Origin of the sequence: Psychrobacter maritimus (genome assembly GCF_029953575.1) — a bacterium.
Lineage (GTDB): Bacteria > Pseudomonadota > Gammaproteobacteria > Pseudomonadales > Moraxellaceae > Psychrobacter > Psychrobacter maritimus.
Genome location: NZ_CP124526.1, coordinates 827787 through 851975, shown reverse-complemented (window position 1 = coordinate 851975; position 24189 = coordinate 827787). Strand labels below are relative to the sequence as shown.

Below are 24189 nucleotides of genomic sequence, written 5' to 3'. Positions count from 1 at the left end.
TTAATGGCTTACGTGACTTATGAAATTTGCTTTATCGACTCTGTCTACTGCTGTGATGACGGCTATGCTCATGAGCTTAGCCGCGCCTCACTCCGCTAACGCTAACGATGATACTATCACGTCACAAAATGAAGTAGCGCCAGTGGTAGTGACGCAAATTATTGATGCAGATAATCAAAGTGTCAATCGAGAAAGCAGTCTACAAAACAAGGCAGCGACGACAGAAAAACAGACAGCTAAAGCTGAGCCCAATACTGGCTTAAGCACCCTTATCGACCCCATCACCCATAAAAGCATTGATAATAGCTATCCCTTAGAAGTGTCTAGCCTGCTAAGTCTTGAGCAAGCGCAAAATATTTTATTGCAAGTTTCACCAAAAATTGCCGCCAATCAAGCCGCGATTGCTGCCAGTGAATACGAAACGGATGCGCTAAAAACCATCGACCATCCGTTAGTATTTGCGCGCGTCTCCGCCAATGCTTACAACTTAGATGCCGATGTTGACTTATCGTCGATTAAAACCGGCATTATCAACGATGTAAATAGTAGTGTTGATAGCATCGACCCGCCCATAGATATAGAAAATTTGCCGGATTTTGGTGAATTGGTCGGTGACCGTATCCCAGATAATTACGATTTAAAACGTTCAGGTTCAACGACGGGAGCAGGTCTGGGTGTAGTATGGCCCATTTATACCGCTGGACGCACAGCAGCATTAACAGGTGCTTCCACTGCTCGTACTCAAGAAGCTGTCGCAGATAGCATACTGGATACCAACGAGCTTTATAACACCTTAGTTGAGCGTTATTTTAAGGCACAATTGGCGATTATTGCCGCCTACTTACGCGAAGATGCTTATGATACGGTGCAGCAAGTTGATCATATGGCACAGCGCCTTTTTGAAGAAGGCTTTATCTCACGTGTCGATCGCTTAGAAGCCCAATCGGCGCTTGCCGATGCAAAAAGCGAATCGGTCAATGCCAACAATGATGCGCGTCTGGCGATGATGGCGCTACAGCGTCTCTTGCGTACCGATTATCGTATCAAGCCGACCACGCCCCTATTTGTCTCTAGCCGTCCTTTACCTGATGTCAATTATTTTCAAGATTTGGCACTGAATAATCATCCAGGTCTGCAAAAAGTCGCCGCTAAACGGGCCCAAGCTCAGCAGCTACATGCGCTGTCAGATACGGGCTACAAACCTACGGTTATGCTTTATGGCTATGGACAACTTGAAAAAGACCCAAGCTGGGTCGCTGGTATTTCAGCAAGTTGGAAGCTTTGGGGTGGGCTCGATAAAACCGCTTCTCTAGCCTCTAGCAATGCCAAAATACGCCAAGCGGATTTGTCTGAGATTGAAGTCAGTGACAATCTATTATTGTTGGTCGAAAAAAACTGGCACGATGTCAATAACGCCCAATCTCGCTATCAGGCACTACAAAGTAATGTAGATTTGGCAGCAGAGGTATTACGCTTGCGTCGCCTTGGGCTGCAAGAAGGCTTAAATACGCCTATCGATGTGGTACAAGCACAGACACAATACCTCAAAGCGCGTACGGAACAGGCGCAAGCGGCGAATACTTATGTACAGTCTCTTGCCGCTCTAATGCAAAGCTGCGGTACGCCTCTCGCTTTTAATGCTTACCTAAACGCCGCTGATATTCGACTACCAACCTTATATGACAAATAGCCTACCCAGTAAGACATATTAAATAATAAGATTAAATGCCAAGACTAAATAACGCCAGACCTATTCTGCTTATTACCGACTTTATCGCTTTAGGAATCTCACTGTCATGACTGAATCTAATAACGAATCAGGCGACTCACGCAAATTAAATGCTTCAGACCAAACCGCTGAATCAAACAGCAGTCATCATGAGCAAACGCCCGTCGATGCTATTAATGGCACTAAACCGACTGAAGCTTTCGTCGATAGCGCTGCTAGCATCGATAACGTTGATAGCGTCGATAGCGCTGATATGGACCAAGAGCAAGCGGTGCCGCCTTATAAACGCGAGCCTGCAAAAGCGGATAAATCTGCCGTGATTAAAAAGGCGATTTTGGTACTCCTTGTGCTGCTTGTTTTAGGGGCAATTGCTTATGGTTTGTATAAAAGCAATCAACACAATGAGCCTGAAGTCATCACCTTACAAGGGCAGATGCAAATGCAGCAAACGTCCATCGCCGCAAAAGTACCAGGACGTATTGCACAAATCATGGTCACAGAAGGCGATGCCGTGACGGTCGGTCAGCAATTGATTGAGATGGACTCACCTGAGATTAATGCCAAAATCAATCAAGCTCGTGCTGGCAAGCAAATGGCCCAAAGTCAGCTTGATAAAGCAGAAAATGGCGCCCGTCCACAAGAGATTGCGCAAGCAAAAGCCGCTTGGCAAGCCAATAAAGCGGCGTCTGATTTGGCAGAAAATACCTATCAGCGCGTCAATCGTCTTTATGAAGAAGGACTGATGGCGCGGCAAAAACGTGATGAAGCCTACGCGCAGTATTTGGCCACCCAAGATCAGACAGAAGCGGCGCGATTACAGTATGACTTAGCAATGGAAGGCGCACGCAGTGAAGATAAATCTGCCGCGACGGCACAAGTTGCCCAAGTCGATGCGCAATTAGAAGAAGCACTGGTCGCAAAAGAAGAAGCCAATCTAAGAAGCCCGATTGCCGGTATCGTGGATAATGTCATCGTCAATGCTGGCGAAGTGATTGGTCAAGGTGTGCCGATCCTTACCTTGGTCAATACCGACGATCAATGGGTGGTACTCAATGTCACTGAAACCTATTTAAATCAATTTGCGATTGGTCAGCGTTTTATGGGTACGATTCCTGCTTTATCATCGCCCGAAAAGCCTTATACCAAACAGTTTACCGTTTATGCCACCTCAACATTATCTGATTTTGCCACTTGGCGTCCTACCAACAATAACGATGGTTTTGATGTGCGTACCTTTGAGGTCAAAGCACGGCCATCGGCACCTGATCGACGTATTCGCTCGGGTATGAGCGTGATTGTCAGTATCAATCCAGCTCTTGCTAATCAGACCCAAGAGTAAGCCATGCGCTTGAATAAGCAAAAGAGGCTAAGTAGGCAAAAGGGGCTAATTGGCGCTTTTGTACGCAGTGCTGGCTATGAGCGCCGTTTTTTAGCCAAAAATCCATGGGATTTGAGCATGGTGCTGTGGATACCGCTTGCGACCGTGCTGTTGATTTGGTGGATTTTCTCACAAATACAAATCACCGACTTACCTATCGGAGTGATGGATAAAGACCGCGGTCCTATTGCCAATACTGCCGTGCGTTATTTGGAAGCCAATCCGAACCTGACGGTCAGACAGCTGTATCATTCACCAGCAGCGGTAGAAGCAGCGCTCCTGCAACGTGATATTTATGCAGTGGTCATTATTCCTGAGGATTTCTCACGCAATATCTCATCGAGTAAACCTGCGACCATCGTGCTGCAAGTAAACGCTCAATACGGTACTCACTCTGGCATTATCCAAACCAGTGTCCAATCAGTGATTGGTACGCTATCGGCAGGCGTTGAGATACAGCGTTTGGTGAAACAAGGTATGGCACCATCACAAGCGGCGATTGCTTACTCGCCCATTGGTATTCAGCGTATTAGCTTATTTAATGCGGCAACAGATTATCAGCAGTTTTTAGCGTCAACGGTTATCCCGGCGCTGCTGCACATCTTAGCTATGGTTATCGGTGCCACGACCATTGGACGCGAGCTACGCGATAAGCAAATCGGTCGTTGGTATGATTTTATTGAAAGCGGGCATCCTGACTTAACCAACATTGAAGCCAATATTAAAAACGACAAAACCATAGCTGCTTCAACCTCTGCTGCAGACAATAAAACCTCTGTTATAGATAATAAGCCTAGAAAAGCCAGTATTTTGGTTTTGCTCTTTGGTTTATTAGGTAAGTATTTTTGGCCAACGCTGGCTTATAGCTTATGGTCAATTCTGGCGTTATGGCTGGCTGCTCCACAACAAGCAGTTGCTATTAGCTCTATCATGGCTACTTATGTCGGTCTTGTATTACTGATGATGTTTTCATTTTGGCTTGGTGCCATATTTACTTTAACCTCATTTTCATTACGTATGGGCTTATCGTCGACTGGTTTTATTTCAGCACCTTCTTATGCGTTTGCAGGGGTTACTTTCCCTTATATCGCCATCAGTGACAGCGCCAAGCATTGGTCGGATGCACTACCACTTACTCATTATCTTAAGCTGCATATTGCCCAATTACAGATGCAAGCACCCGTTGCCATCTCATTACCGATAGTATATGGGCTGACACTAGCAACCGTTATTGCTATGTTCTTAGCCGCATTATTGAGCAAACGCGCGCTCGCACATCCTGAACGCTGGGGAGCACGCTAATGTCTATGCTACAAAAAGAGCCTGTCTCAGAAAAAGAAAAGCTATCTAATACGCCATCAGATTCAAAAGACTATTCATCACAAAGTTTTTTGCACAGTTTTGTGCAAACGATTAAAGACGTTTTTTCTGATAAAGGTGTACTGTTATTATTACTGATTGCGCCGATTATTTATGGCTTCTTTTATCCTTGGCCGTATTCGACAGAGGTGGTCAACCATGTACCAGTGGGAATTATCGATAAAGACAATAGCAACTTATCTAAAACCATCGTTCGCTATGCCAGCGCCAGCCCGCAGCTAGATACCAAGCGTTTTTTAAATGAGCAAGATGCCATCGAGGCCATCTGGTCGGATGACATCGCCGGTTATATGATTATTCCAAGCGGGCTTGAGCAGCAAGTATTGTCTGGAAAAGCGGCAAGTGTCAGCGTACTGGGCAATGGCGGCTATTTCTTACTAAATAAAAATGTCCAAATGGGGTTTTTAGAGGCCGTTAGTACCGTATCGGCAGGGGTTGAGATTAAAAAAAGTGTGGCGCAAGGGGCCTATTCTGCAACCGCAGCGGCCAGCACCCAAGCGGTGCCCCTAAAAATTATTCCTTTATATAACCAAACCGAAGGTTACGGTGCTTACGTGGTGCCAGCAGTAGCGATTCTTATTTTGCAGCAAACCCTGTTGATGTCTACAGCGATGTTAATCGGTACTTGGTATGAACAACGTCGTCATGCGACCAGTATTCGCGGCTGGCTTGGCCGTATTGCAGCGCTCAGTATGTTCAGCTTTATCATCGGCTGCTTCTATTATGGTTGGACCTTTGAGCTGCATCATTATCCACGCGGACAAAACATGCTCGGCAGCTTGTTATTTTTGCTGCTATTTTGCCCGACTGTGGCCACGCTTGGCTGTGTGTTTGGACTGTGGTTCCGCCAGCGTGAGCGCAGTATGCAAATTCTAATTTTCAGCTCGCTACCGATGTTTTTTGTCAGTGGTTATCCATGGCCTGCCCATCAATTACCAGAGTTTTTACAAATCATCCGCTGGTTAATACCGACGACGCCTGCGATTAACACCTCTGTCCAGCTCAATCAGATGGGTGCCAGCGTGGCGCAAGTCGCAACGGGGTTTTATGCGTTGGCAGGATTGTGGGCATTTTACTTTATACTACTGCTGCTCTTTCGCTGGCGTACCCCGCAAAGTAAAACTGGCTATTAATGTAAAAAAGTTTAGTAGCCTTTATTCTGCTAGAAAAAATGCCATAAAAAAAGCGCCTACTCATTAAGCAGGCGCTTTTTTATATCTCTTACTTTACGGTTTACGCATTAAGAAATAAGCGTTAAAAAACGCGATTCAAACCGTTAAGGGCTGCCACACGATAGGCTTCTGCCATCGTTGGATAGTTAAAGGTGGTATTTACAAAATACTCTAAAGTGGCGTTACACTTCATCACTGCTTGACCGATATGAATAATCTCTGACGCGTGATTGCCGTAACAATGAATGCCTAAAATCTCAAGCGTATCACGATGGAACAAAATCTTTAACACACCTGAGCGCTCGCCAATTATTTGCGCGCGTGCCAGATGTTTAAAAAATGCCTGCCCGACTTCATAAGGGACTTTTTCATCGGTCAGCTCTTGCTCTGTCTTACCAATACAAGAGATTTCAGGGATGGTATAGATACCCGTTGGTACGCTTGATACTGGCTCTGCATCACTATCACCAACCATAAAGGCCGCTGCACAGCGGCCTTGGTCATAGGCAGCAGACGCCAATGATGGCCAACCGATAACGTCACCGGCAGCATAGATATTTTCGACACCAGTACAATAGGTATCATCAACTTTTAGCTGACCACGGCTATTGGCTTCAAGTCCAATGGCTTCTAAGTTCAAGCCTTCAGTGTTACCTGAGCGCCCATTTGACCAAAGAATGGCATCCGATTTAATGCGCTTGCCGCTTTTTAGATGCAAGACCACATAATCATCATGCGTCTCTAAATGGTCAATCTCTTCATTGCTACGAATCAGTACCCCAAACTGTCTAAAGTCATGGGCGATAGCATCACTAATCTCGCTATCTAAATAATTAAGCAGCTGATCTTGGTTATTGATTAGGTCAACTTTATAGCCAAGACCGGTGAAAATAGAAGCGTACTCACAACCAATCACCCCGGCACCATAGATGATGATTTTTTTGACCACATAATCCATTTGCAAGATTTTATCAGAGTCAAACACACGTGGATGGTTAAAGTCTAGAATATCAGGACGATATGGGCGACTACCAACAGTAATAATAGCTTTATTAAAGGTCACAGTTTCAAAGATACCGTCGTCTTTTTCAACGCTTAAAGTATGCGCATCAATAAAACTTGCCCAACCGTGAATCACCTCAATACGATTGCGCTCATAAAAGCGCGTATGGGTACTTACCTGATTACGGATAACTTTACGAGCATTGGTCAGCACTTTATTAAGCGGTACTTGCTGGTATTCCATCGCTTTAGTGAACATAGGATCACGGCGAAAGTTAATCAAGTTAAAGACTGATTGACGCAATGCTTTACTGGGAATGGTGCCGACATGAGTAGAGTTACCGCCGACCTGTTCGCGTGGGTCGATAACCGCTACTTTTTTACCCGACTTCGTCAGCTTCATGGCAGCTGCTTCACCAGCAGGACCTGCGCCTAAGACAACAACGTCATACTCATACTTATGCTTATCGCCTTTGATACGCTGCGAGTCTTTGGTAAAAGGGGTTTTAATATCAATACGGGTGTCATCTAGCGGATTGACCAAGTCTGGATGATGCATAATATCGTCAGTAACTTGCTCATGGGTTTGCTCAATTCTTGCTTTTTTGTTTTTACCCTCAGTATGCTCAGGGTTTGGCGCGCGGCCGCTCTCTTTATTAGACACTTCGGTTTGAGTGTCTTTACCAGTATCGTTGGTCGCGTCGCTTATAGGTTTGCTTCCCATCGTATCCTCTTTATTAATTTATGAATCTATTTTTTAGTCCATGAGTGTCAGCAGGTTTAAATGCCGTCAGGGTCATGGCGCTAAAGTGGGCCTACCATACGTTGTGATAGGATATTTTGCAATATTGGCGACAGTTACGTTATCGCCTTAGCCGTTATTCGTTATGCGCTGTTGATTAATTTCTTTAACCAATACGGCGCTTAAGACCGGTCATCTGCAAGATACGCGTGGCAATCTCTTCAACAGACATCTCTGATACATCAAGGCTTGGAATACCTTGCGAGATATAAATCCCCTGTATCGCCCGCTGCTCTTGCTGGCATTGTTGGTAACTAGCATAACGACTGCCAGCGCGGCGTTCTTGGCGAATTTTCACTAAGCGATCCGTATCGATTAATAAGCCAAACAGCTTATGCTTATGCTCACGTAAGGCTTTAGGCAGCTTATTGTCGTTTAAATCTTCTTCGGTTAAGGGATAATTTGCCGCTCGAATACCAAATTGTAGCGCCAAATACAATGAAGTCGGCGTTTTTCCAGAACGCGAAACACCAATAAGAATAATATCTGCCGCATGATAATGGCGAGTGCGCGCGCCATCATCATTGTCTAAAGCAAAATGCACCGCATCAATACGTTCTTTATAAGTTTCAGAGTCGACATCATCATGGGCATGACCTGAATGTCCGTCCGGCTCAACACCCGTCTCTTCTGCTACCCGACCGATGAGACCTTCGTACATATCCAAATTACAGCTATGCGCTGAGTTGATTTTCTCGCGAATATCAGGACTGACAATCGTATCAAATACCAATGGCAATAAACCATCGCGTTGATAAGCAGTATTGATTTGTTCGACGGCATCTTCGGCACGCTCTAAGCTATCGACATAAGGCAATACTCGGGTTTCAAAAGGTACAGAGGCAAACTGACTTAAAATAGCGCGTCCAAGGGTTTCGGCGGTAATCGCCGTACCGTCAGAGATAAAAAAGGCGGTTCTTATATTTTGGGCGTTATCTACTTCTAATGCTTGTTTGTTTTGAATAGTCGGATTGGCTGGTTCGGGCGGATTGTTTACAAACATAACGTGAACACCTTTGTTAAAACGTTAAAACCTCAATAATCGCTTTTGCATAGCGCTGAAAAAACTTCAATCGACTCTTAATAGCCGTTTATAACAACTTATGATAAAAACTTCTTATAACATTGCCATGCTCTTTAATAGTCATACTCTTTAATAGTCATTGGCTGTGAATTCGCTGCTAAAGAGCATGGGCGCGTCCAGAACATATCTATGCGCTATATTATACGCATAATAGCCATCTAATAGAAATCAATGTTACAGGCGTACACTTAGAAGCATTTGTATAAAAGTTAGCATAAAAACAAACCTCACTTTTAAGTCAATAATCAAACCAGTTATCAATAATTCAATAGTCACCTATATATAGAAGCAAATTTTAAAAGTGCTTTAAGCAAATTTTGGAAGTTTTATCCAACATTAGCTATTGTGAATACATTCATAAAACCTCTCACATTCCCATTTTCACTATATTCTAGCATCCAAATATTACTTTCTTGCCGCTCAAATATGTAGCAATCCCCACAATTTGTATCTTTTTGACGAATTTTTTGGTTCTAGGTATCGAAATTATCCAAATATAGGGGTATAATCGACCGTTATAATCTTTACTAAATAACCTTATTTTCTGGAGTTATCATGGCAGCGCAATCTACAGCACTTGTAATCAATCTTGATCAGCTAGGAAAAGATGACATTGATATGGTTGGCGGCAAGAATGCCTCGCTTGGCGAGATGATCAGCCATCTATCTGATTTGGGTGTCAGCGTTCCAGGTGGCTTTGCGACCACTTCAAATGCGTTCAATCGTTTTTTGACAGAAACAGGCTTACTCGACAAAATCAACAGCGAGCTTAAAACACTTGACGTTAATGATGTCAACAAGCTTGCTGAAACGGGTAAAAAAATCCGTACTTGGATTATTGAGCAAGAGCTGCCAAGCGACCTTGAGCAAGAAGTGCGTCAATCGTTTGAAACCATGAGTGGCGGCGAAGACATCGCTGTTGCGGTACGTTCTTCTGCTACTGCTGAAGATTTGCCAGATGCGTCATTTGCCGGTCAACAAGAAACTTTCTTGAACATTCGCGGCATTGATAACGTCCTCATTGCGATTAAAGAAGTATTTGCCTCTTTATATAACGACCGCGCTATCTCTTATCGTGTGCATAAAGGTTTTGAGCACGAAGGCGTTGCCCTATCTGCTGCCGTTCAGCGCATGGTTCGTTCAGAAACTGGCGCTGCAGGCGTTATGTTCACCCTAGATACCGAAAGTGGTTTTGATCAAGTGGTCTTTATCACGTCAAGCTACGGTCTAGGTGAAATGGTCGTGCAAGGCGCGGTTAACCCAGATGAATTCTACGTATCAAAAAAATTACTTGCTAACGGTAAACCTGCGATTATCCGTCGTAACCTAGGTAGCAAGCATAAGAAAATGATTTATGGTGATGAAGGCAGCACCACTAAATCAGTAAAAACTGTCGATGTTGAAAAACAAGACCGCATGCAGTTCTCTTTATCGACTGAAGAGCTGAATTCACTTGCCAAACAAGCGATGACTATCGAAAAGCATTACGGTCAAGCGATGGATATCGAGTGGGCAAAAGACGGCGACAGCGGTGAAATCTTTATCGTTCAAGCACGTCCAGAAACCGTTAAGAGCCGCCAAGACAGCAATGTCATGGAACGTTATATCATCAATACTGGCGATGCTAAAATCCTATGCGAAGGTCGTTCAATCGGTCAACGTATCGGCGCTGGTAAAGTGCGTATCGTTAGCAACTTAAACGAGATGGATAAAGTACAAGACGGCGACGTATTAGTATCAGACATGACGGATCCGGATTGGGAACCAGTTATGAAGCGTGCTTCTGCTATCGTCACCAACCGTGGTGGTCGTACTTGTCACGCTGCTATTATCGCGCGTGAGCTTGGCGTACCAGCAATCGTTGGTTGTGGTAATGCCACTGAATTATTGGTTGATGGTCAAGACGTAACCGTTTCTTGTGCTGAAGGTGATACTGGCTTTATTTATGAAGGTCAGATTGACTTTGAAGTACAGACCAACTCTGTTGAATCTATGCCAGAGCTTGCATTCAAAGTGATGATGAACGTTGGTAACCCAGATCGCGCCTTCTCATTTACCCAAATGCCAAACGAAGGTATTGGTCTTGCGCGTTTAGAGTTCATCATCAACCGTATGATTGGTGTGCATCCAAAAGCGCTGCTAAACATGAACAGCTTACCACGTGAAATCGCCCAAGCTATCAATGAGCGTATCGCCGGTTATGCGTCACCAGTTGATTTCTATGTAGATAAATTGGTCGAAGGTATCTCAACCCTAGCCGTAGCCTTTATGGATCAGCCAGTTATCGTGCGTATGTCTGATTTTAAATCAAACGAATATGCTAACTTGCTTGGCGGTAAATTATACGAGCCATCAGAAGAAAACCCAATGCTTGGTTTCCGTGGTGCGAGCCGCTACGTTTCTGACAACTTCCGTGACTGCTTCGAGCTTGAGTGTAAAGCATTAAAACGCGTCCGTGATGAGATGGGTCTAACTCACGTTGAGATTATGATTCCATTCGTCCGTACCGTTGGCGAAGCCAAAGAAGTCATCGAGTTACTTGAAAAAAATGGTCTAAAACGTGGTGAAAATGGTCTGCGCGTCATCATGATGTGTGAGCTACCAACCAACGCCTTATTAGCAGATGAGTTCCTAGAGCACTTCGATGGTTTCTCAATCGGCTCTAACGATTTGACGCAGTTAACACTTGGTCTAGACCGTGACTCAGGTATCGTCTCACATCTATTTGATGAGCGTGATCCTGCGGTTAAGAAACTATTGTCTATGGCGATTGAAGCTTGTAATAAAGCTGGCAAATACATTGGTATTTGTGGTCAAGGTCCATCAGATCACCCAGATCTTGCTTACTGGCTCATGGAACAGGGTATCGACTCAGTGTCATTGAACCCTGACTCAGTATTAGATACTTGGTTCTTCTTAGCGGGTGAAGAAGCGAAGTAAGCCGTAACGTTCAGTCACAGCGTTAATTCACATCGTCATGTAAGATATAATCATTAGGGTCTATTTGATTTTTTCAAATAGACCCTAATATAATGTATTACCAAAAGTGACTTAAAAGTAGCTTTAAAGACCGTTTATTGAAGATTTTTTTAAATTATTAAAGATAGCTTTTTAAAAACATCTCTTTAAAGACCGCTCTTTAAAATCCGCTACTCATAAAAAGTGACTTGAGATATGACTAACTATGTAGGCAATTATGCAGATTTTCCTTGCTCGAAATAACGTACAAGCCGGTCCATACACTTTGGATCAGCTCAATATCATGCTCACCTCTGGCGAAGTCGTATTAGATGATTTGATATGGCATGAAGGCTTAGATCAGTGGCAGCGTGTTGGTAATTTAACCAACAATCAGACTTACTACCGTCCTGCTCCTATAATGACGGCGGATAATAACGACTCTATTATTAATAATGTTACTATCTTTCCAGAAGATTCTGCTAGTACTACGGGTCAAGATGACAAAGCCGTATCGCTAGACAGATTATATGGCAAGCCTGAACGTCCAGCAGAAAACGCTAAAAACAGCAAAGTGGACATGACAACCAATCGTCAATACACACCAAATAGTAATGTGTCATTAAATAAGTCTGGTGCCAAAAAGATTTCCGACAACGATAAAGTCGTCGGTGATGTTGTGCTTGCGCCTATCATGTCGCGAGTATTGGCAACTGCGCTCAATGGCTTGCTGTATGTATTAGCGATTTTTCCGCTAGTCATGGCGTTGACCAAGATGGATGTGGATTATACCAAGTTCCAAAACATCCAAGATATGGATGCCGCTTATCAGTACTCAATGACGCTCATGGAAAGTATTCCAAGCAGCACCTTGATGATGTCACAAGTGATGGTGTTTGGTTTGTTTGCGCTGCAACTCGTATTTATTACCTTGCGCGGGCAATCACTTGGTAAGCTGATTACCGGTATCCGCGTCGTCGACCAAACGACCCATCGCCTGCCATCTTTTACCAAGCTTATTGGCATGCGTACCTTGCTACTGTTTATTATTTATAATTTGTTGTTTTCGTTCACCAGCTTCTTAGGGTTTGTGGTTATTATTGTTCATTATTATATGGCCTCAAAAAGCCCTGAAAATATCGGTTGGCATGACAAACTTGCTAAAACCCTAGTGGTCAAAGCGGATAGCAGCCAATGGGTCAAACAGCCAAAAGTAAAATAATTAACTTAATAATTAATTTATAGCCTTGTTATAAACAGATTATTATAAATATCATAAAGTTATATTAAAAAGTGGCGTTTAGGCGCCACTTTTTATTAGTAGAGCAGTATTTGCTGCTCTTATTGTTTATTGACAGCCTCTTAGTGATTAACCTTTGTGTTAAGCACCGAGTACTGTTATAATACGGCGCTTTATAAACTAAGCTTATCCCCTATTGTTTTTATAGAATTCGATAAAATTTGGGCTTACCTTATAAATCTCCTTGCTATTAACATAGGGTTAATAGCTACTAATCCGTAAGGAGTCATAATGCGACATTACGAACTGGTGTTACTTGTACACCCAGACCAAAGCGACCAAGTGGTCGGCATGGTTGAACGCTATATCAAGTTGGTTCAAGACAACAACGGCACAATCCATCGTCTAGAAGATTGGGGTCGTCGTCAACTGGCTTACCCAATTAACAAGATTCACAAAGCTCATTACGTTCTTTTCAACATCGAAACTGACGGCGAGACTTTAGCTGAACTTGAAGAATTATTCCGTTATAACGACGCGATCATTCGTAGTCTAGTTATGCGCCGTGACGACGCTGTCACTGAAGAGTCGCAGTTAGCCAAGAATGCCGATGAAAAACGCGCACGCAAAGCAACTACTCGTCGTCCTGACAGTCGTGAAAACGATAACGACGACAACGACCACAGTGAAGACTAATTAAAGGAGAATACTCATGGCACGTTTCTATCGCCGTCGCAAATTCTGCCGTTTCACTGCTGAAGGCATCACTCACATCGATTATAAAGATGTTGAATTGCTAAAACAGTACATCAGTGATAATGGTAAAATCGTACCAAGCCGCATTACCGGTACGTCTACTAAGTATCAGCGTCAACTAGCGACTGCTATCAAGCAAGCTCGTTATTTATCGCTACTTCCATACACTGATAACCATCAGGGTTAACCGTTAACTTTAACTAGGAATGACTCATGCAAATTATTTTGTTACAGCGTATCGTCAACCTTGGTAAACTCGGTGAAACTGTCGATGTGAAACCAGGTTACGGACGTAACTTTCTTATCCCTTTGGGTAAAGCACTACCTGCAACTAAAGCAAACATTGAAAAGTTCGAAGCACGCCGTGCTGAGCTTGAAGCTGAAGAAGCAAAAGAAGTAGCGGTTGCTCAAGAACGTGCTGACGCGTTAACGGACGTTAATGTTATCATGCGCGCTAAATCAGGTGACGAAGGCAAGCTATTTGGCTCTATCGGTACTCGCGATATCGCTGAAGCATTGACTAACTCAGGTCTAGAAGTTGACCGTGCTGAAATCAAGCTACCTGAAGGCACACTACGTCAAGTGGGCGAATACAATGTTGATATTCAACTACACCATGACGTAACTGCTAGCATCTTAGTCACTATCCTATCTGAAGATGGCGACAACGAAGATGCCGCTGAAGAAGTTGAAGACGACAACGAAGATTATTCAGAAGAGTAATATTTGAATAGTTAGTGGTAGTGTAAACTTACTACCCGTCTAAGAAAGCCAGTAACGTCATGTTGCTGGCTTTTTTTATTTCTAAAATTTGCTAAGTGCTATCTCATTAATACTTACGATAGTGTTGTGTAGCAATAACTGGTAATAAAACACCTGTATAACCTATACCTAATAATAAAATACTGCTTATAAAGTCGTCTTCAATAATATCGGACCTATTGCTATCCTAGCTGTATTTAGCCATAGATAAAATGGGACGATATGATAAACACTGATGATAAATTAATATGCATCCAAGGTAACGAGTTTTACGCAGAAGGCGAGATATATACCGTTGGTAGAATCGTGAATAATAAATATTTTCAGCTACTGACTGGTAGCAACGATGATCACTGGTATGCGACTTTAGATGACGAAGGTATTTATGTTAGCTTTGATTCTATGAGCCCTAAAGACAATAAAGCGTGGTTTGATAAGATGGCTTAGGAAGTTTCCATTGATGCATTGATCAAAGGTACTTGTTTAAGAAAGATCTGTGCTTAAGAAAGATATCTGTTTAAGAAAAGCTTGTTCTTGAAAAAAATTATCCAAAAAACTGGTCATTATAAATGGTCAGTTTTTTTTGGCTAAAAATTCAGTTGGCGATGCTCTAGATAATTTACAGGTCGTGGCCACTCAGCGGCTATCTTTGGTACCTCTTGCCCAGCGACTATCATACTTGCAGCATTTATCCAGCCTGCATGACCGACTGCCAATATTGGTCTATGACTGCTATTTTGCCTAGCCATCTCATTTATCCAATTCTCAATACGCTCAAATAACTGCTGTAAACTCTCGCCGCCCTTGGGTGCAAAGTCAGCGAAATTATCGCACCAGTCGTCAATCTGTTGTTTTGGTATTTGTGCCCAAGGCTGACCGTCCCAATTACCAAAATCAATCTCTGCAAGCGCAGGTGCGATATTACATTGAAAGCCTTGCTGCGCCAGTATCTCCCCGACTTTTAATGAGCGCTGTAACGGGCTGACCCAAATCACCTTTGGTAATTGATGTAGACGCACAAAGCGCTGTATTTTATTAGCAAGGCGTTTAACTTTGCGTTTATCGACACTGATATCCGTCTGTCCGATGCAAAACCCATTAGCCGCAACGGGCTTTGGATGGCGCCAAATATGAAACATCATTTGCTGTTACTATCCTATTTTGACCATCACTTTTATATCAGATAAGCGGTATAGAAGCAGCAAGTCCAATATAAATGGCAATCTCACTTAACTGCTGCGTGGCGCCCAAGCCATCACCCGTATAGCCCTCTAAACGTCTATATAATAAGCGTCGCATATAGTCTGTCGCTACGATACCTAGCAATAAAGCCAATAACCATTGCCAGATACCAATCTGCTGCACGGTAACAGGAAATAGGAGCACGACGAGCACGCCAGCCAATAGCAACCAACCACTGCTCAATAGCCCTTGAAAAGGCGTCAGTTGTTGTGCCATCGGCTTGGCTTTGGCATGCTCAATCTCACCGCCATAAGGCAATAGCGTAAGCAAGCTAATGCATAATAAGCGCGAGGCCGTATGGCCAATAATCAGCGCCACGATAGCCACCGATAGCGGCATAGAAGCTAATAAACTGATTTTGATTAATAAGGCCGAGACCAAACCCAGTACACCATAAGTCCCTAAACGTGAGTCCTTCATAATCTCTAAAGTGCGCTCTCGGGTCAGACCACCGCCAAGCCCATCGCAACTATCGGCAAGTCCATCTTCATGAAAAGCGCCAGTAAGCTTAATCCCAAACGCGGTACTTATCACTGCCGCGACCAATGGCGTAAATAAAATACTGCCCAGCCAAAATACGCCAGCGCAAAGCAGCCCAACCAGCAGACCTACCCCAGGAAAATGACGGCTGCTCTGGTGCAACCACTGCGGATTATAATTGGCAAATTGCGGTACGGGCAGGCGCGTTAAAAACTGCACCGCCACCAATAATAGACGCCATTCATGTTTTATAAATTCACCAACACTTGGTTTAGACGATGGTTGCTGTGGCGGCTCTGGTTGATTCAATGACTGATTCAATGGTTGTTTTGATGGCTTTTTTGATAATTGTGACATTAGCTGTTTTGTCCACTAATACCTGCATCGTTAAAACTTGCCATCTCATTTATAATGGCACAAGCCGATTGCAATAATGGATACGCTAATGCTGCACCGCTACCCTCACCTAGGCGCATACCCATATTGAGTAATGGCTCAGCATTGAGCAGTTTTAATAAATGCGCATGCCCGGGTTCAACCGAGTGATGGGCAAAGACAGCATATTGAGCAACACCGGGCGCTAGGCGCTCAGCAGCCAACAACGCGCTACTAGCAATAAAGCCATCGATTAGGAGAATACGGCGCTCACTGGCGGCCTGAATCAGCGCCCCTGCCATCATAGCAATCTCAAGCCCACCCAACGCAGCAAGGACGTCGAATGGCGCTTGTGCTTCACTATGACGCGCCAACACTTGCGTTAAAATAGTCGCCTTGTGTTGTAACCCTGCATCGTCCAGACCGGTGCCGCGACCGATACAATCATTAATCGGTGTATCGCCCAATCTTGCCAGCAAAAGACTTGCCGCTGAGGTGTTACCAATGCCCATCTCTCCGACGATAAGCAAATTACCCGCCATATTCTCAACCACCTTCATGCCGTTCTCTAAGGCAGCTAAACACTCTGCTGCGCTCATCGCAGGCTCGGTTAGCGCATCACGGCTACCGTGACGGACTTTATAATCGAGCAATTGCGCATGGTCTTTAAAAGGAGAATTGGCAAAGTCGGCATCGACACCAGCATCGACTACTTTTAGCTCAATGTTATGCTGACGGGCTAAGACATTGATAGCAGCGCCGCCTTGCAAAAAGTTATAAACCATCTGCGCAGTGACGGCACTAGGATACGCGGATGTGCCATGCTTGGTTAGACCGTGATCGGCGGCAAACACTCGAATCTGTGGCTGATTAATATGCGGCGCGGTCGTACCTTGAATCATACCTAACTGTACAGCGAGCGTCTCTAAACGTCCAAGGGCGCCAAGCGGCTTGGTTTTTTGGTCGATGATTTGCTGCAACTGCTGGCGCAGCTCATTATTTTCGATATTGGGAATAGTAGGCGCGGTAAAGGTGGTCAAGGCAATCATCCTAAAGGTTATAAATGAAACAGGAGACTATGGTAGCAGATTATCCAATTTATAATGATATGATTGGCTTAATTGCACAATTCCAACTTGCATAATCGTAGAGTATTTCATGAAAATTTTAATCGCCCCTGACTCGTTTAAAGAAAGCCTAGAAGCATTGGATGTCTGCCACGCTATCCAGTCTGGATTCAGTCAAGTGTTTCCTGACGCTGACTATAAGCTGCTACCCATGGCAGATGGCGGTGAAGGAACTTCTGCAGTATTGTTTTATGTACTAGGTGGGCGCTGGAAAGAAGTGCGAGTCTATGACCCCTTAATGCGACCAATCAATGCTAAATATCTGCTATTAGAAAATGAGACAGCCGTAATTGAAATTGCTCAAGCCTGCGGTCTGCATTTATTGACGACTGAAGAAAGAAATCCGTTAATTACGAGTAGCTACGGAGTTGGCGAACTTATTGCGGATGCTTTAGATGAAGGCGTTAAACGCATCATTATCGGTTTGGGTGGTAGCGCCACCAATGACGCGGGACTTGGTATGCTAATGGCGCTTGGCATGACGTTTCATGATAGTGCTGACAATACGTTAGCCCAAGGCGGCGGCGCGCTTGCCAACTTGCAACGATTAGATGCGACAAACTTCCATACTAGTGTGCTGGAGACAGTATTTGAAGTAGCCTGTGATGTCACCAACCCTTTATGTGGCGAGTTGGGTGCCAGTACAATATTTGGCCCTCAAAAAGGCGCCAGCCCGCAGCAAATCAATGATTTGGATAAAACGTTAAATCACTTTGCGAGTATATGTGCTCAGCATGGCTATCAAGACCACCAAGACATAGCGGGTGCTGGCGCAGCAGGTGGGCTTGGCTATGCGTTAATGAGCTTTTGCCAAGCTGAGTTAACATCAGGCTTTGATACAGTGGCAAAAGTTACCAACTTATCACAGCATATTGCCGATGCAGATTTGGTCATCACTGGTGAAGGCAAGCTTGACGTGCAGTCTGCTATGGGCAAAGTAGCTGGTGGCATTAGCCAAATCGCCAAACTAAGCCAGACGCCAGTGATTGCGATTTGCGGCAGTGTTGATGGGTTAGAACCTGCTCAAACCAGTCAGTTTGACGTTATTATGCCCAGTATCCAAAAGCTAGAGTCCATCGATAACATCTTTAAAAACGCTTATCATAATATTGAAATTACCGCTGCCAATATTGCGGCGGCGATAAAATTGGGTCAATGCATAAAATAGTATTTAGAGAGCTACTTTATATTTTCTCATAGCCATTTTTGACTGTATTAGCGTTAAATGGTGCTCTTATCATCTAAGAGCGCTATTTTTATGTGAGCTATCAACAATACTGAGCTGTTGCATAAGGAAGTCACTTAAGGAGTTAGGCATGCTATTATTTGGGTTATGATTTAAGTCTCGTTTGTATTTTATTCTAAATTTAACCCCACTCTCAACTTATTTTTCTAAGGTATTGGTTTACTTAGTTTTTAAAATTTCAGTTAAAACAATTAAAATTTTAAATTCTATAAAAATCAAAAGCCTACGATAAGTTGAGATTGGCGTAAATTTAGCTAGTGTTTATTAATTAGCAGCTATCAAGGACGATAAATGAATAACCATAACCTCAAGCCATCAGAACCCTGCTCCTCAATGAATCCCAGTGAGCCTTTGGTTATTAGAGAAAACTTAGGCAGTGTTGTGACGTTGACACTCAACAGTCCCAAACAATTTAACGCGCTATCAGTAGATATGTTATCTGCTATGCAAACAGAGCTTGACAGCATCGCCCACGATAGCAGTATTCGCGTGGTCGTCATTGCCGCAAACGGTAAGGCCTTTTGTGCCGGTCATAATCTAAAAGAGATGCGCGCCAATCCAGAAAAGGCCTTTCAGCGCGCCTTATTTGAACAGTGCAGCCAGATGATGCTGACCATCAATCGCATGCCACAAGTGGTAATAGCTAAAGTAGAGGGCATCGCTACTGCTGCTGGCTGTCAGCTGGTGGCAGCCTGTGATTTAGCTGTCGCCTCGGACAATGCCAAATTTGCCACTTCTGGTATCAGCGTAGGGCTGTTTTGTTCCACCCCTGCAGTAGCAGTCAGTCGCAACCTCTCTCGTAAGCAAGCATTTGAGATGCTCATCACCGGTGAATTTATCGATGCTCATACTGCACTGCACCAAGGACTCATTAACCGTGTGGCAAGCGCAGAGCAATTAGATACGACTTTGCAGTCTTTAATAGATAGCATTACCGCCAAATCCTCAGTCGCTTTGACCACCGGCAAAACCATGTTCTATAACCAGTTGGATATAACATTGGCAGAGGCTTATGAGTATGCCAGCGAGGTGATGAGCTGCAATATGATGGCAGATGATGTGAGTGAAGGGATTGATGCCTTTATCGAAAAGCGTCCTGCCGTATGGACAGGGCACTAAGAGCAATATCAGCATTTTATAACATAAAATACTGATATCGGCACACGCGACTTTTTAGATAATACAATACGCTTTGCTCAATAAAGAAGGACAATAACGAAAACTACTCTGCTAATAATTTCGCCAACAACTCATTTATCTCAACTTTAAATTCTCTGTCTTCGATTTTATTGGCGCTAATTTTAGCATTTTGTAGGTTTTCGATAGCCGCCTCTGTTTGACCTAATTCGATTTGCAGCTCAGCCATAGAAAATGCAATCGAGGCCAAATGGTCTTTTGAATTAATCGCCGCGGCTTTATCTAACGCTTTTTGATAGATAACCAATGCTTCATCCAAATCTTCGGTAAAGTCAGCCAATGTCTCCCACTGTTCAGGATGGTCTTTATCGCTTTTTTCATTTTCGTTACAAAGATCCTTTAACTGCGCATATAGCATATCAAAGGTTTTTTGATCGTTTTTACTGTCCGCTTCTAGCAGTTTCTCTGCTAGCACATAAATGGATTTATATATTTTGGTATTAATCATGATGCATAACCCTGTTAGTTGTTCGTCAAATACGTTAATGGCGTTGATTATAGACTAGTTTGCCTGATTGACATACTCCCACCACTTTCGCCAAGCTCAAGCGGGGGATTCTAAAAGCGTTAGCGCTTAGGCGACTTTCTCACGAATATCACAAGTTTTCTGTTTCAACGGGCGACCTTTACCGCATCCTCCCTCCACAGACAACACGGCATGTCCTGCCGCAAGAATATTTTTAGCTGCATTCACATCTGCGTTCGCTTTATGATCGCATTGGATGCACTCAAACTTAGCTTGAGTGCGTCTATTTTCCTTGGCGATATGCTTGCACTCAAAGCAGGTTTGGCTGGTATATTGCGGATTGACTTTGACAAGTAATCCGCCTGTCCAATGCTGCTTGTACTCAAGCATATCAATCATCATGCCCCAGCCTTGATCCAAAATGGATTTATTCAATCCTGACTTGGCTTTGACGTTGCGCCCATGCTGAGTAGCAGAGCCACTAGCAGATTTCGACATATTGGCTACTTTTAAGTCCTCACAAGCAATCATGGCGTGGTTTTTGCTGATCGCGGTGGTGATTTTATGCAAGTAGTCATGGCGGATATTGGCAATATGATGGTGGAGTTTTTGTATTTTGTTTTTCTGCTTTTTCCAGTTTTGACTGAATAAGACTTTTCTACTTAATTGGCGCTGTAATGCGGCCAGTTTAATTTGATTGGCTTTAAAGCTGTTTTTGGGTTTGATGTGCTGACCGTCTGAGGTAGTAATCAGTTTAGTGACACCTAAATCAATACCTATGGCGCTTGTAGAGGGGTGAATTGGGTTTTGATCCAGTTCTCGCTCACACCCAAAAGACACGTACCAGTGCCCTAATTTCTTGCTAATAGTGACGTTTTTGATGGTGCCGATGATGTCTTGCGATTTTCTAAATTTCACAAAGCCCACGCCATTAGGTAGTTTGACGCGATTACCCTCAACACGGCAATATTTATCAAACTGAACCAAGCGCATGGAGTCACGGCGGTCAATTTTACGTTTCCACTGCGGCATCAGGGGTCGTAATTGAAGCTCAGTGCCATCAAGCAACTTAAAGGATTTGGGCTTTTTAGGTTTCTTCTTATTTTCTTTGTATCGGGCATGGACTTTAGGGTCGAAAAACCTTGACCAAGCCGATGCCAAGTCACGAATCTTTTGCTGTAAGGACACCGCATTTGATTGAGATTTCAAAAAAGAAAAATCAGGATTGTTCTTTAGATCCATGATTTTATTAACCAAGTTGGTGGCATTAATAAATTCATTTTTGGCAAACATCTCAAATGAGATCGCTAGCATTTGATTCCAAACAAAGCGTGCAGAGCCGACAAGATTATTTAGAATAATCTGTTGCTCTACATTAGGCTCAAGCCTAAATTTATATGCTTTGTTGATTTTCATGGAATAGTCTTGGCGAGTTTATTAATATAATAATAACGCCAATCTCAACTTATCGTAGGCTTTTGATTTTTATAGAATTTAAAATTTTAATTGTTTTAACTGAAATTTTAAAAACTAAGTAAACCAATACCTTAGAAAAATAAGTTGAGAGTGGGGTAATAATACTTAATAAGCATACCAAATTCACGGTCAGGATGTGTAAATAAACAGTAACAACGAGGCGAAATTCACCTCCACCCTAATGTCCGATGGAGTCCTCTTTCGCGGTTTGATAGCTCATAGAAAAGGGCGTGATATCGATATCACACCCTTATACTGTATTTAGCTAATAAAATAAGCAGTTAATATAGCCAATGAAATGGCAACGTTTACTCAGCAGCGATGGCAATCATCTCAACCAATAGTTCAGGACGTGCCAACGCCGACTCGCCGCAAGCACGAGCGGGTGGCTGCACGCCTTCAAACCATTTATCCCACACTTCATTCATTGCAGCAAAGTCTGCCATATCTTTTATCCAGACTGTCACTGACAATAGCTTTGATTTATCGCTGCCCACTTCCTCTAACAGTGCTTGTATCTTCTCTAAACACGTCAATGTTTGCGCTTTGATATCATCATCGCTATTGCCTACTTGACCACATAAATAAACGGTCTGGTTATGCACTACGATTTTACTCATACGTTGGTTACTATGCAGCTTTTGCATGGATTATTATCCTTAATTTTTTAATGGTCTTAAATACATGAGCGTTTAAATATATAGATGGCTCACGTTTTATTAAACAGCGCTTAGCAAGAAATTAGCGAGAAAAACGATCGGCGCTAAAGGGTTTAATATCGACCAATAGCGGCTTTTCATGAATCATCTCTTCGACGATACGACCGGTCATCGGCCCTAAGGTAAAGCCTTGATGGCTATGACCAAAGGCAAACCATAATTTATCGTGCTTAGGCGCAGGACCGATAACTGGCTTCATATCAGGCATACAAGGACGTGAGCCTGCCCATGCTTCACTTTCAACGGCATCTTCTAGCGGTAGAATTTTGCGCGCAAGTTTTAACACGGTATTTAATTGGCCAAAGTTCTTTGGCGCATTCATCGTGGTCATCTCAGCACCAGTAGTAATGCGGATACCTTGCTGCATTGGACCCATCACAAAGCCTTTATCCATATCAAACATACTATGATGAATGGTATTTTTTTCATTGACCTTAAAATGCTGATGATAGCCGCGCATCGGGAACAACGGCAAATCATAGCCAAGCGGTTTGATTAAATCATTTGACCAAGGTCCAGCAGCAATGACCAATTTATCACTGTAATAAGTGTCATTGTCGGTAATGACTTTCCAGCCGTTTTCTTCTTGTACAATTTCTTTGACGCTGCTTTCTTTGATGGTGCCTTGCATTTCTTGGAAGTTTTTAGCATAGGCTTTTACAAGTGAGCTTGGGTTTGACACCTGCCAAGAGTTGAGCCAATGAATCGCGCCAACGAACGCGTCAAAATTGGCGCTAGGCTCCATGGCTTTTAATTCTTCAACCGTCAAGACGTTATGTTCAACACCCTGATTGCGCGCATCAATAGCAGCAGCAATGGCTTCTCTAAACGTCTCTTCAGAACGATGCAGCTGCAACCAGCCATCACGGGTAATCAATTCATCAGCACCAGAGGCTTCAATCATGGTTTGGTGCTCGCTGGTACAATGCTCAATCAGCGTCTGCCATTCCGCTTCTATTTTTTTGACTGAAGCAGGTGTAGAATATTTCCAATACTGCAATAGCGCCTGATGATAGCGCAAAATCGCCGGAATACGATAGCGAATATCGGTCCCTTGGTTCGGCAATACGCGTATCATTTCAGTCAGGTGGCGCGGAAACGGATGGGTATGAATCGCCTCACGTTGAATCAAACCCGCATTGCCGTATGAAGTCTCAGAGCCCGGTAACTTTTTGTCCAACAGCAATACTTGAGCGTTATTTTTTTGTAGATGCCAAGCAACTGAGGTGCCGACCATCCCTGCACCGATAACGATCACTTCATAGCGCATAACTTGTCCTTTTTTAAGGTCTTAATACAGAATGTTAAATATGAGAAATAACAGATAAGGGAGTAATAGTAACGCATTGAGCGCCAGATTAAACCCTTATGATATAAATTTTTTTGCTATTAAATACTTTTGGTTATGGATTTCAATGGAAGGTATTTTTGATAGGAATAATGGAAGTATGATTGAAAAAATAGTGCTGATTAAAGTAGATTAAAAACAATAAACGATTTCAAAAATGAGACAGCTAAACGTTGCAATGTTAGCTGCCTTTTAGAATTAATGATGATTTAAAAGTTAAGGCGATGCATATCCGACATTTATCACAAGC

21 protein-coding genes are annotated in these 24189 nt (G+C 43.4%); 12 read left to right on the top strand and 9 right to left on the bottom strand.

The genetic code is table 11. The features are described 5' to 3' along the window. Nucleotides 1-19: 19 nt before the first annotated feature. The 4 genes from QJS82_RS03650 (at nucleotide 20) to QJS82_RS03635 (ending at nucleotide 5620) form a co-directional block, all read left to right on the top strand. Nucleotides 20-1690 carry a TolC family protein gene (locus QJS82_RS03650; protein ID WP_281491252.1) on the top strand — a complete coding sequence of 557 codons (1671 nt, stop codon included), beginning with the start codon at nucleotides 20-22 and terminating at the stop codon, nucleotides 1688-1690. Nucleotides 1691-1796: 106 nt separating this feature from the next. After that, nucleotides 1797-3068, top strand: coding sequence for an HlyD family secretion protein (locus tag QJS82_RS03645; protein WP_281491251.1), 1272 nt, complete (start codon nucleotides 1797-1799; stop codon nucleotides 3066-3068). 3 nt (nucleotides 3069-3071) lie between these two features. Then, a complete protein-coding gene (locus QJS82_RS03640) occupies nucleotides 3072-4409 on the top strand; it encodes an ABC transporter permease (RefSeq protein ID WP_281491250.1) in 1338 nt (445 codons plus the stop codon). Then, entirely contained in the window at nucleotides 4409-5620 is a 1212-nt protein-coding gene (locus QJS82_RS03635) for an ABC transporter permease (protein ID WP_227670456.1), read from the top strand. Before QJS82_RS03640 ends, QJS82_RS03635 begins: the two co-directional genes overlap by 1 nt. A gap of 121 nt (nucleotides 5621-5741) precedes the next feature. Here QJS82_RS03635 and sthA read toward each other — a convergent pair whose 3' ends face one another. Together sthA and ppsR are read right to left on the bottom strand one after the other, a co-directional pair. After that, nucleotides 5742-7385 (bottom strand): Si-specific NAD(P)(+) transhydrogenase, encoded by a 1644-nt coding sequence (sthA, locus tag QJS82_RS03630; RefSeq protein ID WP_227670455.1) that lies wholly within the window; start codon nucleotides 7383-7385, stop codon nucleotides 5742-5744. Nucleotides 7386-7569: 184 nt separating this feature from the next. Beyond that, nucleotides 7570-8466 (bottom strand): posphoenolpyruvate synthetase regulatory kinase/phosphorylase PpsR, encoded by an 897-nt coding sequence (ppsR, locus tag QJS82_RS03625; protein ID WP_227670454.1) that lies wholly within the window; start codon nucleotides 8464-8466, stop codon nucleotides 7570-7572. Nucleotides 8467-9102: 636 nt separating this feature from the next. On the opposite strand from ppsR, the gene ppsA reads away from it, so the two are divergent. From ppsA to QJS82_RS03595, 6 genes are all read left to right on the top strand, one after another. Next, nucleotides 9103-11487, top strand: coding sequence for a phosphoenolpyruvate synthase (ppsA, locus tag QJS82_RS03620; RefSeq protein WP_201619519.1), 2385 nt, complete (start codon nucleotides 9103-9105; stop codon nucleotides 11485-11487). A 256-nt stretch (nucleotides 11488-11743) separates the two neighbouring features. Beyond that, nucleotides 11744-12727 (top strand): RDD family protein, encoded by a 984-nt coding sequence (locus QJS82_RS03615; protein ID WP_281491249.1) that lies wholly within the window; start codon nucleotides 11744-11746, stop codon nucleotides 12725-12727. 309 nt (nucleotides 12728-13036) lie between these two features. Continuing rightward, nucleotides 13037-13441, top strand: a complete 405-nt coding sequence (gene rpsF, locus QJS82_RS03610; protein ID WP_201619518.1) for a 30S ribosomal protein S6 — start codon at nucleotides 13037-13039, stop codon at nucleotides 13439-13441. 16 nt (nucleotides 13442-13457) lie between these two features. Then, a complete protein-coding gene (rpsR, locus tag QJS82_RS03605) occupies nucleotides 13458-13688 on the top strand; it encodes a 30S ribosomal protein S18 (RefSeq protein ID WP_010198808.1) in 231 nt (76 codons plus the stop codon). Nucleotides 13689-13714: 26 nt separating this feature from the next. Then, nucleotides 13715-14224 (top strand): 50S ribosomal protein L9, encoded by a 510-nt coding sequence (gene rplI, locus QJS82_RS03600; protein WP_201619517.1) that lies wholly within the window; start codon nucleotides 13715-13717, stop codon nucleotides 14222-14224. A gap of 261 nt (nucleotides 14225-14485) precedes the next feature. Beyond that, nucleotides 14486-14710 carry a hypothetical protein gene (locus tag QJS82_RS03595; RefSeq protein ID WP_201619516.1) on the top strand — a complete coding sequence of 75 codons (225 nt, stop codon included), beginning with the start codon at nucleotides 14486-14488 and terminating at the stop codon, nucleotides 14708-14710. 140 nt (nucleotides 14711-14850) lie between these two features. Here the strand turns inward: QJS82_RS03595 and QJS82_RS03590 are convergent, their stop codons facing one another. From QJS82_RS03590 to cobT, 3 genes are read right to left on the bottom strand one after another with little or no spacing between them, the layout of a single operon-like run. Then, entirely contained in the window at nucleotides 14851-15405 is a 555-nt protein-coding gene (locus QJS82_RS03590; protein WP_201619515.1) for a histidine phosphatase family protein, read from the bottom strand. 37 nt (nucleotides 15406-15442) lie between these two features. Beyond that, nucleotides 15443-16342: an adenosylcobinamide-GDP ribazoletransferase gene (gene cobS / locus QJS82_RS03585; protein WP_281491248.1), complete on the bottom strand. Its 900-nt coding sequence runs from the start codon at nucleotides 16340-16342 to the stop codon at nucleotides 15443-15445. Next, the gene (gene cobT / locus QJS82_RS03580; RefSeq protein ID WP_438656443.1) at nucleotides 16342-17400 is read right to left on the bottom strand and encodes a nicotinate-nucleotide--dimethylbenzimidazole phosphoribosyltransferase; all 1059 of its coding nucleotides are present in this window, start codon (nucleotides 17398-17400) and stop codon (nucleotides 16342-16344) included. The genes cobS and cobT overlap by 1 nt, the downstream gene beginning before the upstream one ends. Before the next feature lie 118 nt (nucleotides 17401-17518). Here cobT and QJS82_RS03575 point away from each other — a divergent pair, with 118 nt between their 5' ends. Both QJS82_RS03575 and QJS82_RS03570 read left to right on the top strand, forming a co-directional pair. Further along, nucleotides 17519-18655 carry a glycerate kinase gene (locus QJS82_RS03575; protein WP_201619512.1) on the top strand — a complete coding sequence of 379 codons (1137 nt, stop codon included), beginning with the start codon at nucleotides 17519-17521 and terminating at the stop codon, nucleotides 18653-18655. Nucleotides 18656-19024: 369 nt separating this feature from the next. Then, entirely contained in the window at nucleotides 19025-19852 is an 828-nt protein-coding gene (locus tag QJS82_RS03570; protein ID WP_281491246.1) for an enoyl-CoA hydratase, read from the top strand. Between the two features lie 103 nt (nucleotides 19853-19955). On the opposite strand, the gene QJS82_RS03565 is transcribed toward QJS82_RS03570, so the two are convergent. The 4 genes from QJS82_RS03565 to QJS82_RS03550 form a co-directional block, all read right to left on the bottom strand. Further along, nucleotides 19956-20378, bottom strand: a complete 423-nt coding sequence (locus QJS82_RS03565) for a tetratricopeptide repeat protein (RefSeq protein ID WP_201564935.1) — start codon at nucleotides 20376-20378, stop codon at nucleotides 19956-19958. Between the two features lie 126 nt (nucleotides 20379-20504). After that, entirely contained in the window at nucleotides 20505-21812 is a 1308-nt protein-coding gene (locus tag QJS82_RS03560) for an RNA-guided endonuclease InsQ/TnpB family protein (protein ID WP_281491245.1), read from the bottom strand. 368 nt (nucleotides 21813-22180) lie between these two features. Next, the gene (locus tag QJS82_RS03555; RefSeq protein WP_201564936.1) at nucleotides 22181-22519 is read right to left on the bottom strand and encodes a RidA family protein; all 339 of its coding nucleotides are present in this window, start codon (nucleotides 22517-22519) and stop codon (nucleotides 22181-22183) included. A 94-nt stretch (nucleotides 22520-22613) separates the two neighbouring features. Next, entirely contained in the window at nucleotides 22614-23861 is a 1248-nt protein-coding gene (locus QJS82_RS03550; RefSeq protein ID WP_201619509.1) for an NAD(P)/FAD-dependent oxidoreductase, read from the bottom strand. Between the last annotated feature and the right edge of the window lie 328 nt (nucleotides 23862-24189).

What these genes read in the sequence shown, in the direction of transcription:
- QJS82_RS03650 (WP_281491252.1), top strand. Translation starts at nt 20, where the DNA reads ATGAAATTTGCTTTATCGACTCTGTCTACTGCTGTGATGACGGCTATG.
- QJS82_RS03645 (WP_281491251.1), top strand. Translation starts at nt 1,797, where the DNA reads ATGACTGAATCTAATAACGAATCAGGCGACTCACGCAAATTAAATGCT.
- QJS82_RS03640 (WP_281491250.1), top strand. Translation starts at nt 3,072, where the DNA reads ATGCGCTTGAATAAGCAAAAGAGGCTAAGTAGGCAAAAGGGGCTAATT.
- QJS82_RS03635 (WP_227670456.1), top strand. Translation starts at nt 4,409, where the DNA reads ATGTCTATGCTACAAAAAGAGCCTGTCTCAGAAAAAGAAAAGCTATCT.
- sthA (WP_227670455.1), bottom strand. Translation starts at nt 7,385, where the DNA reads ATGGGAAGCAAACCTATAAGCGACGCGACCAACGATACTGGTAAAGAC.
- ppsR (WP_227670454.1), bottom strand. Translation starts at nt 8,466, where the DNA reads ATGTTTGTAAACAATCCGCCCGAACCAGCCAATCCGACTATTCAAAAC.
- ppsA (WP_201619519.1), top strand. Translation starts at nt 9,103, where the DNA reads ATGGCAGCGCAATCTACAGCACTTGTAATCAATCTTGATCAGCTAGGA.
- QJS82_RS03615 (WP_281491249.1), top strand. Translation starts at nt 11,744, where the DNA reads ATGCAGATTTTCCTTGCTCGAAATAACGTACAAGCCGGTCCATACACT.
- rpsF (WP_201619518.1), top strand. Translation starts at nt 13,037, where the DNA reads ATGCGACATTACGAACTGGTGTTACTTGTACACCCAGACCAAAGCGAC.
- rpsR (WP_010198808.1), top strand. Translation starts at nt 13,458, where the DNA reads ATGGCACGTTTCTATCGCCGTCGCAAATTCTGCCGTTTCACTGCTGAA.
- rplI (WP_201619517.1), top strand. Translation starts at nt 13,715, where the DNA reads ATGCAAATTATTTTGTTACAGCGTATCGTCAACCTTGGTAAACTCGGT.
- QJS82_RS03595 (WP_201619516.1), top strand. Translation starts at nt 14,486, where the DNA reads ATGATAAACACTGATGATAAATTAATATGCATCCAAGGTAACGAGTTT.
- QJS82_RS03590 (WP_201619515.1), bottom strand. Translation starts at nt 15,405, where the DNA reads ATGATGTTTCATATTTGGCGCCATCCAAAGCCCGTTGCGGCTAATGGG.
- cobS (WP_281491248.1), bottom strand. Translation starts at nt 16,342, where the DNA reads ATGTCACAATTATCAAAAAAGCCATCAAAACAACCATTGAATCAGTCA.
- QJS82_RS03575 (WP_201619512.1), top strand. Translation starts at nt 17,519, where the DNA reads ATGAAAATTTTAATCGCCCCTGACTCGTTTAAAGAAAGCCTAGAAGCA.
- QJS82_RS03570 (WP_281491246.1), top strand. Translation starts at nt 19,025, where the DNA reads ATGAATAACCATAACCTCAAGCCATCAGAACCCTGCTCCTCAATGAAT.
- QJS82_RS03565 (WP_201564935.1), bottom strand. Translation starts at nt 20,378, where the DNA reads ATGATTAATACCAAAATATATAAATCCATTTATGTGCTAGCAGAGAAA.
- QJS82_RS03560 (WP_281491245.1), bottom strand. Translation starts at nt 21,812, where the DNA reads ATGAAAATCAACAAAGCATATAAATTTAGGCTTGAGCCTAATGTAGAG.
- QJS82_RS03555 (WP_201564936.1), bottom strand. Translation starts at nt 22,519, where the DNA reads ATGCAAAAGCTGCATAGTAACCAACGTATGAGTAAAATCGTAGTGCAT.
- QJS82_RS03550 (WP_201619509.1), bottom strand. Translation starts at nt 23,861, where the DNA reads ATGCGCTATGAAGTGATCGTTATCGGTGCAGGGATGGTCGGCACCTCA.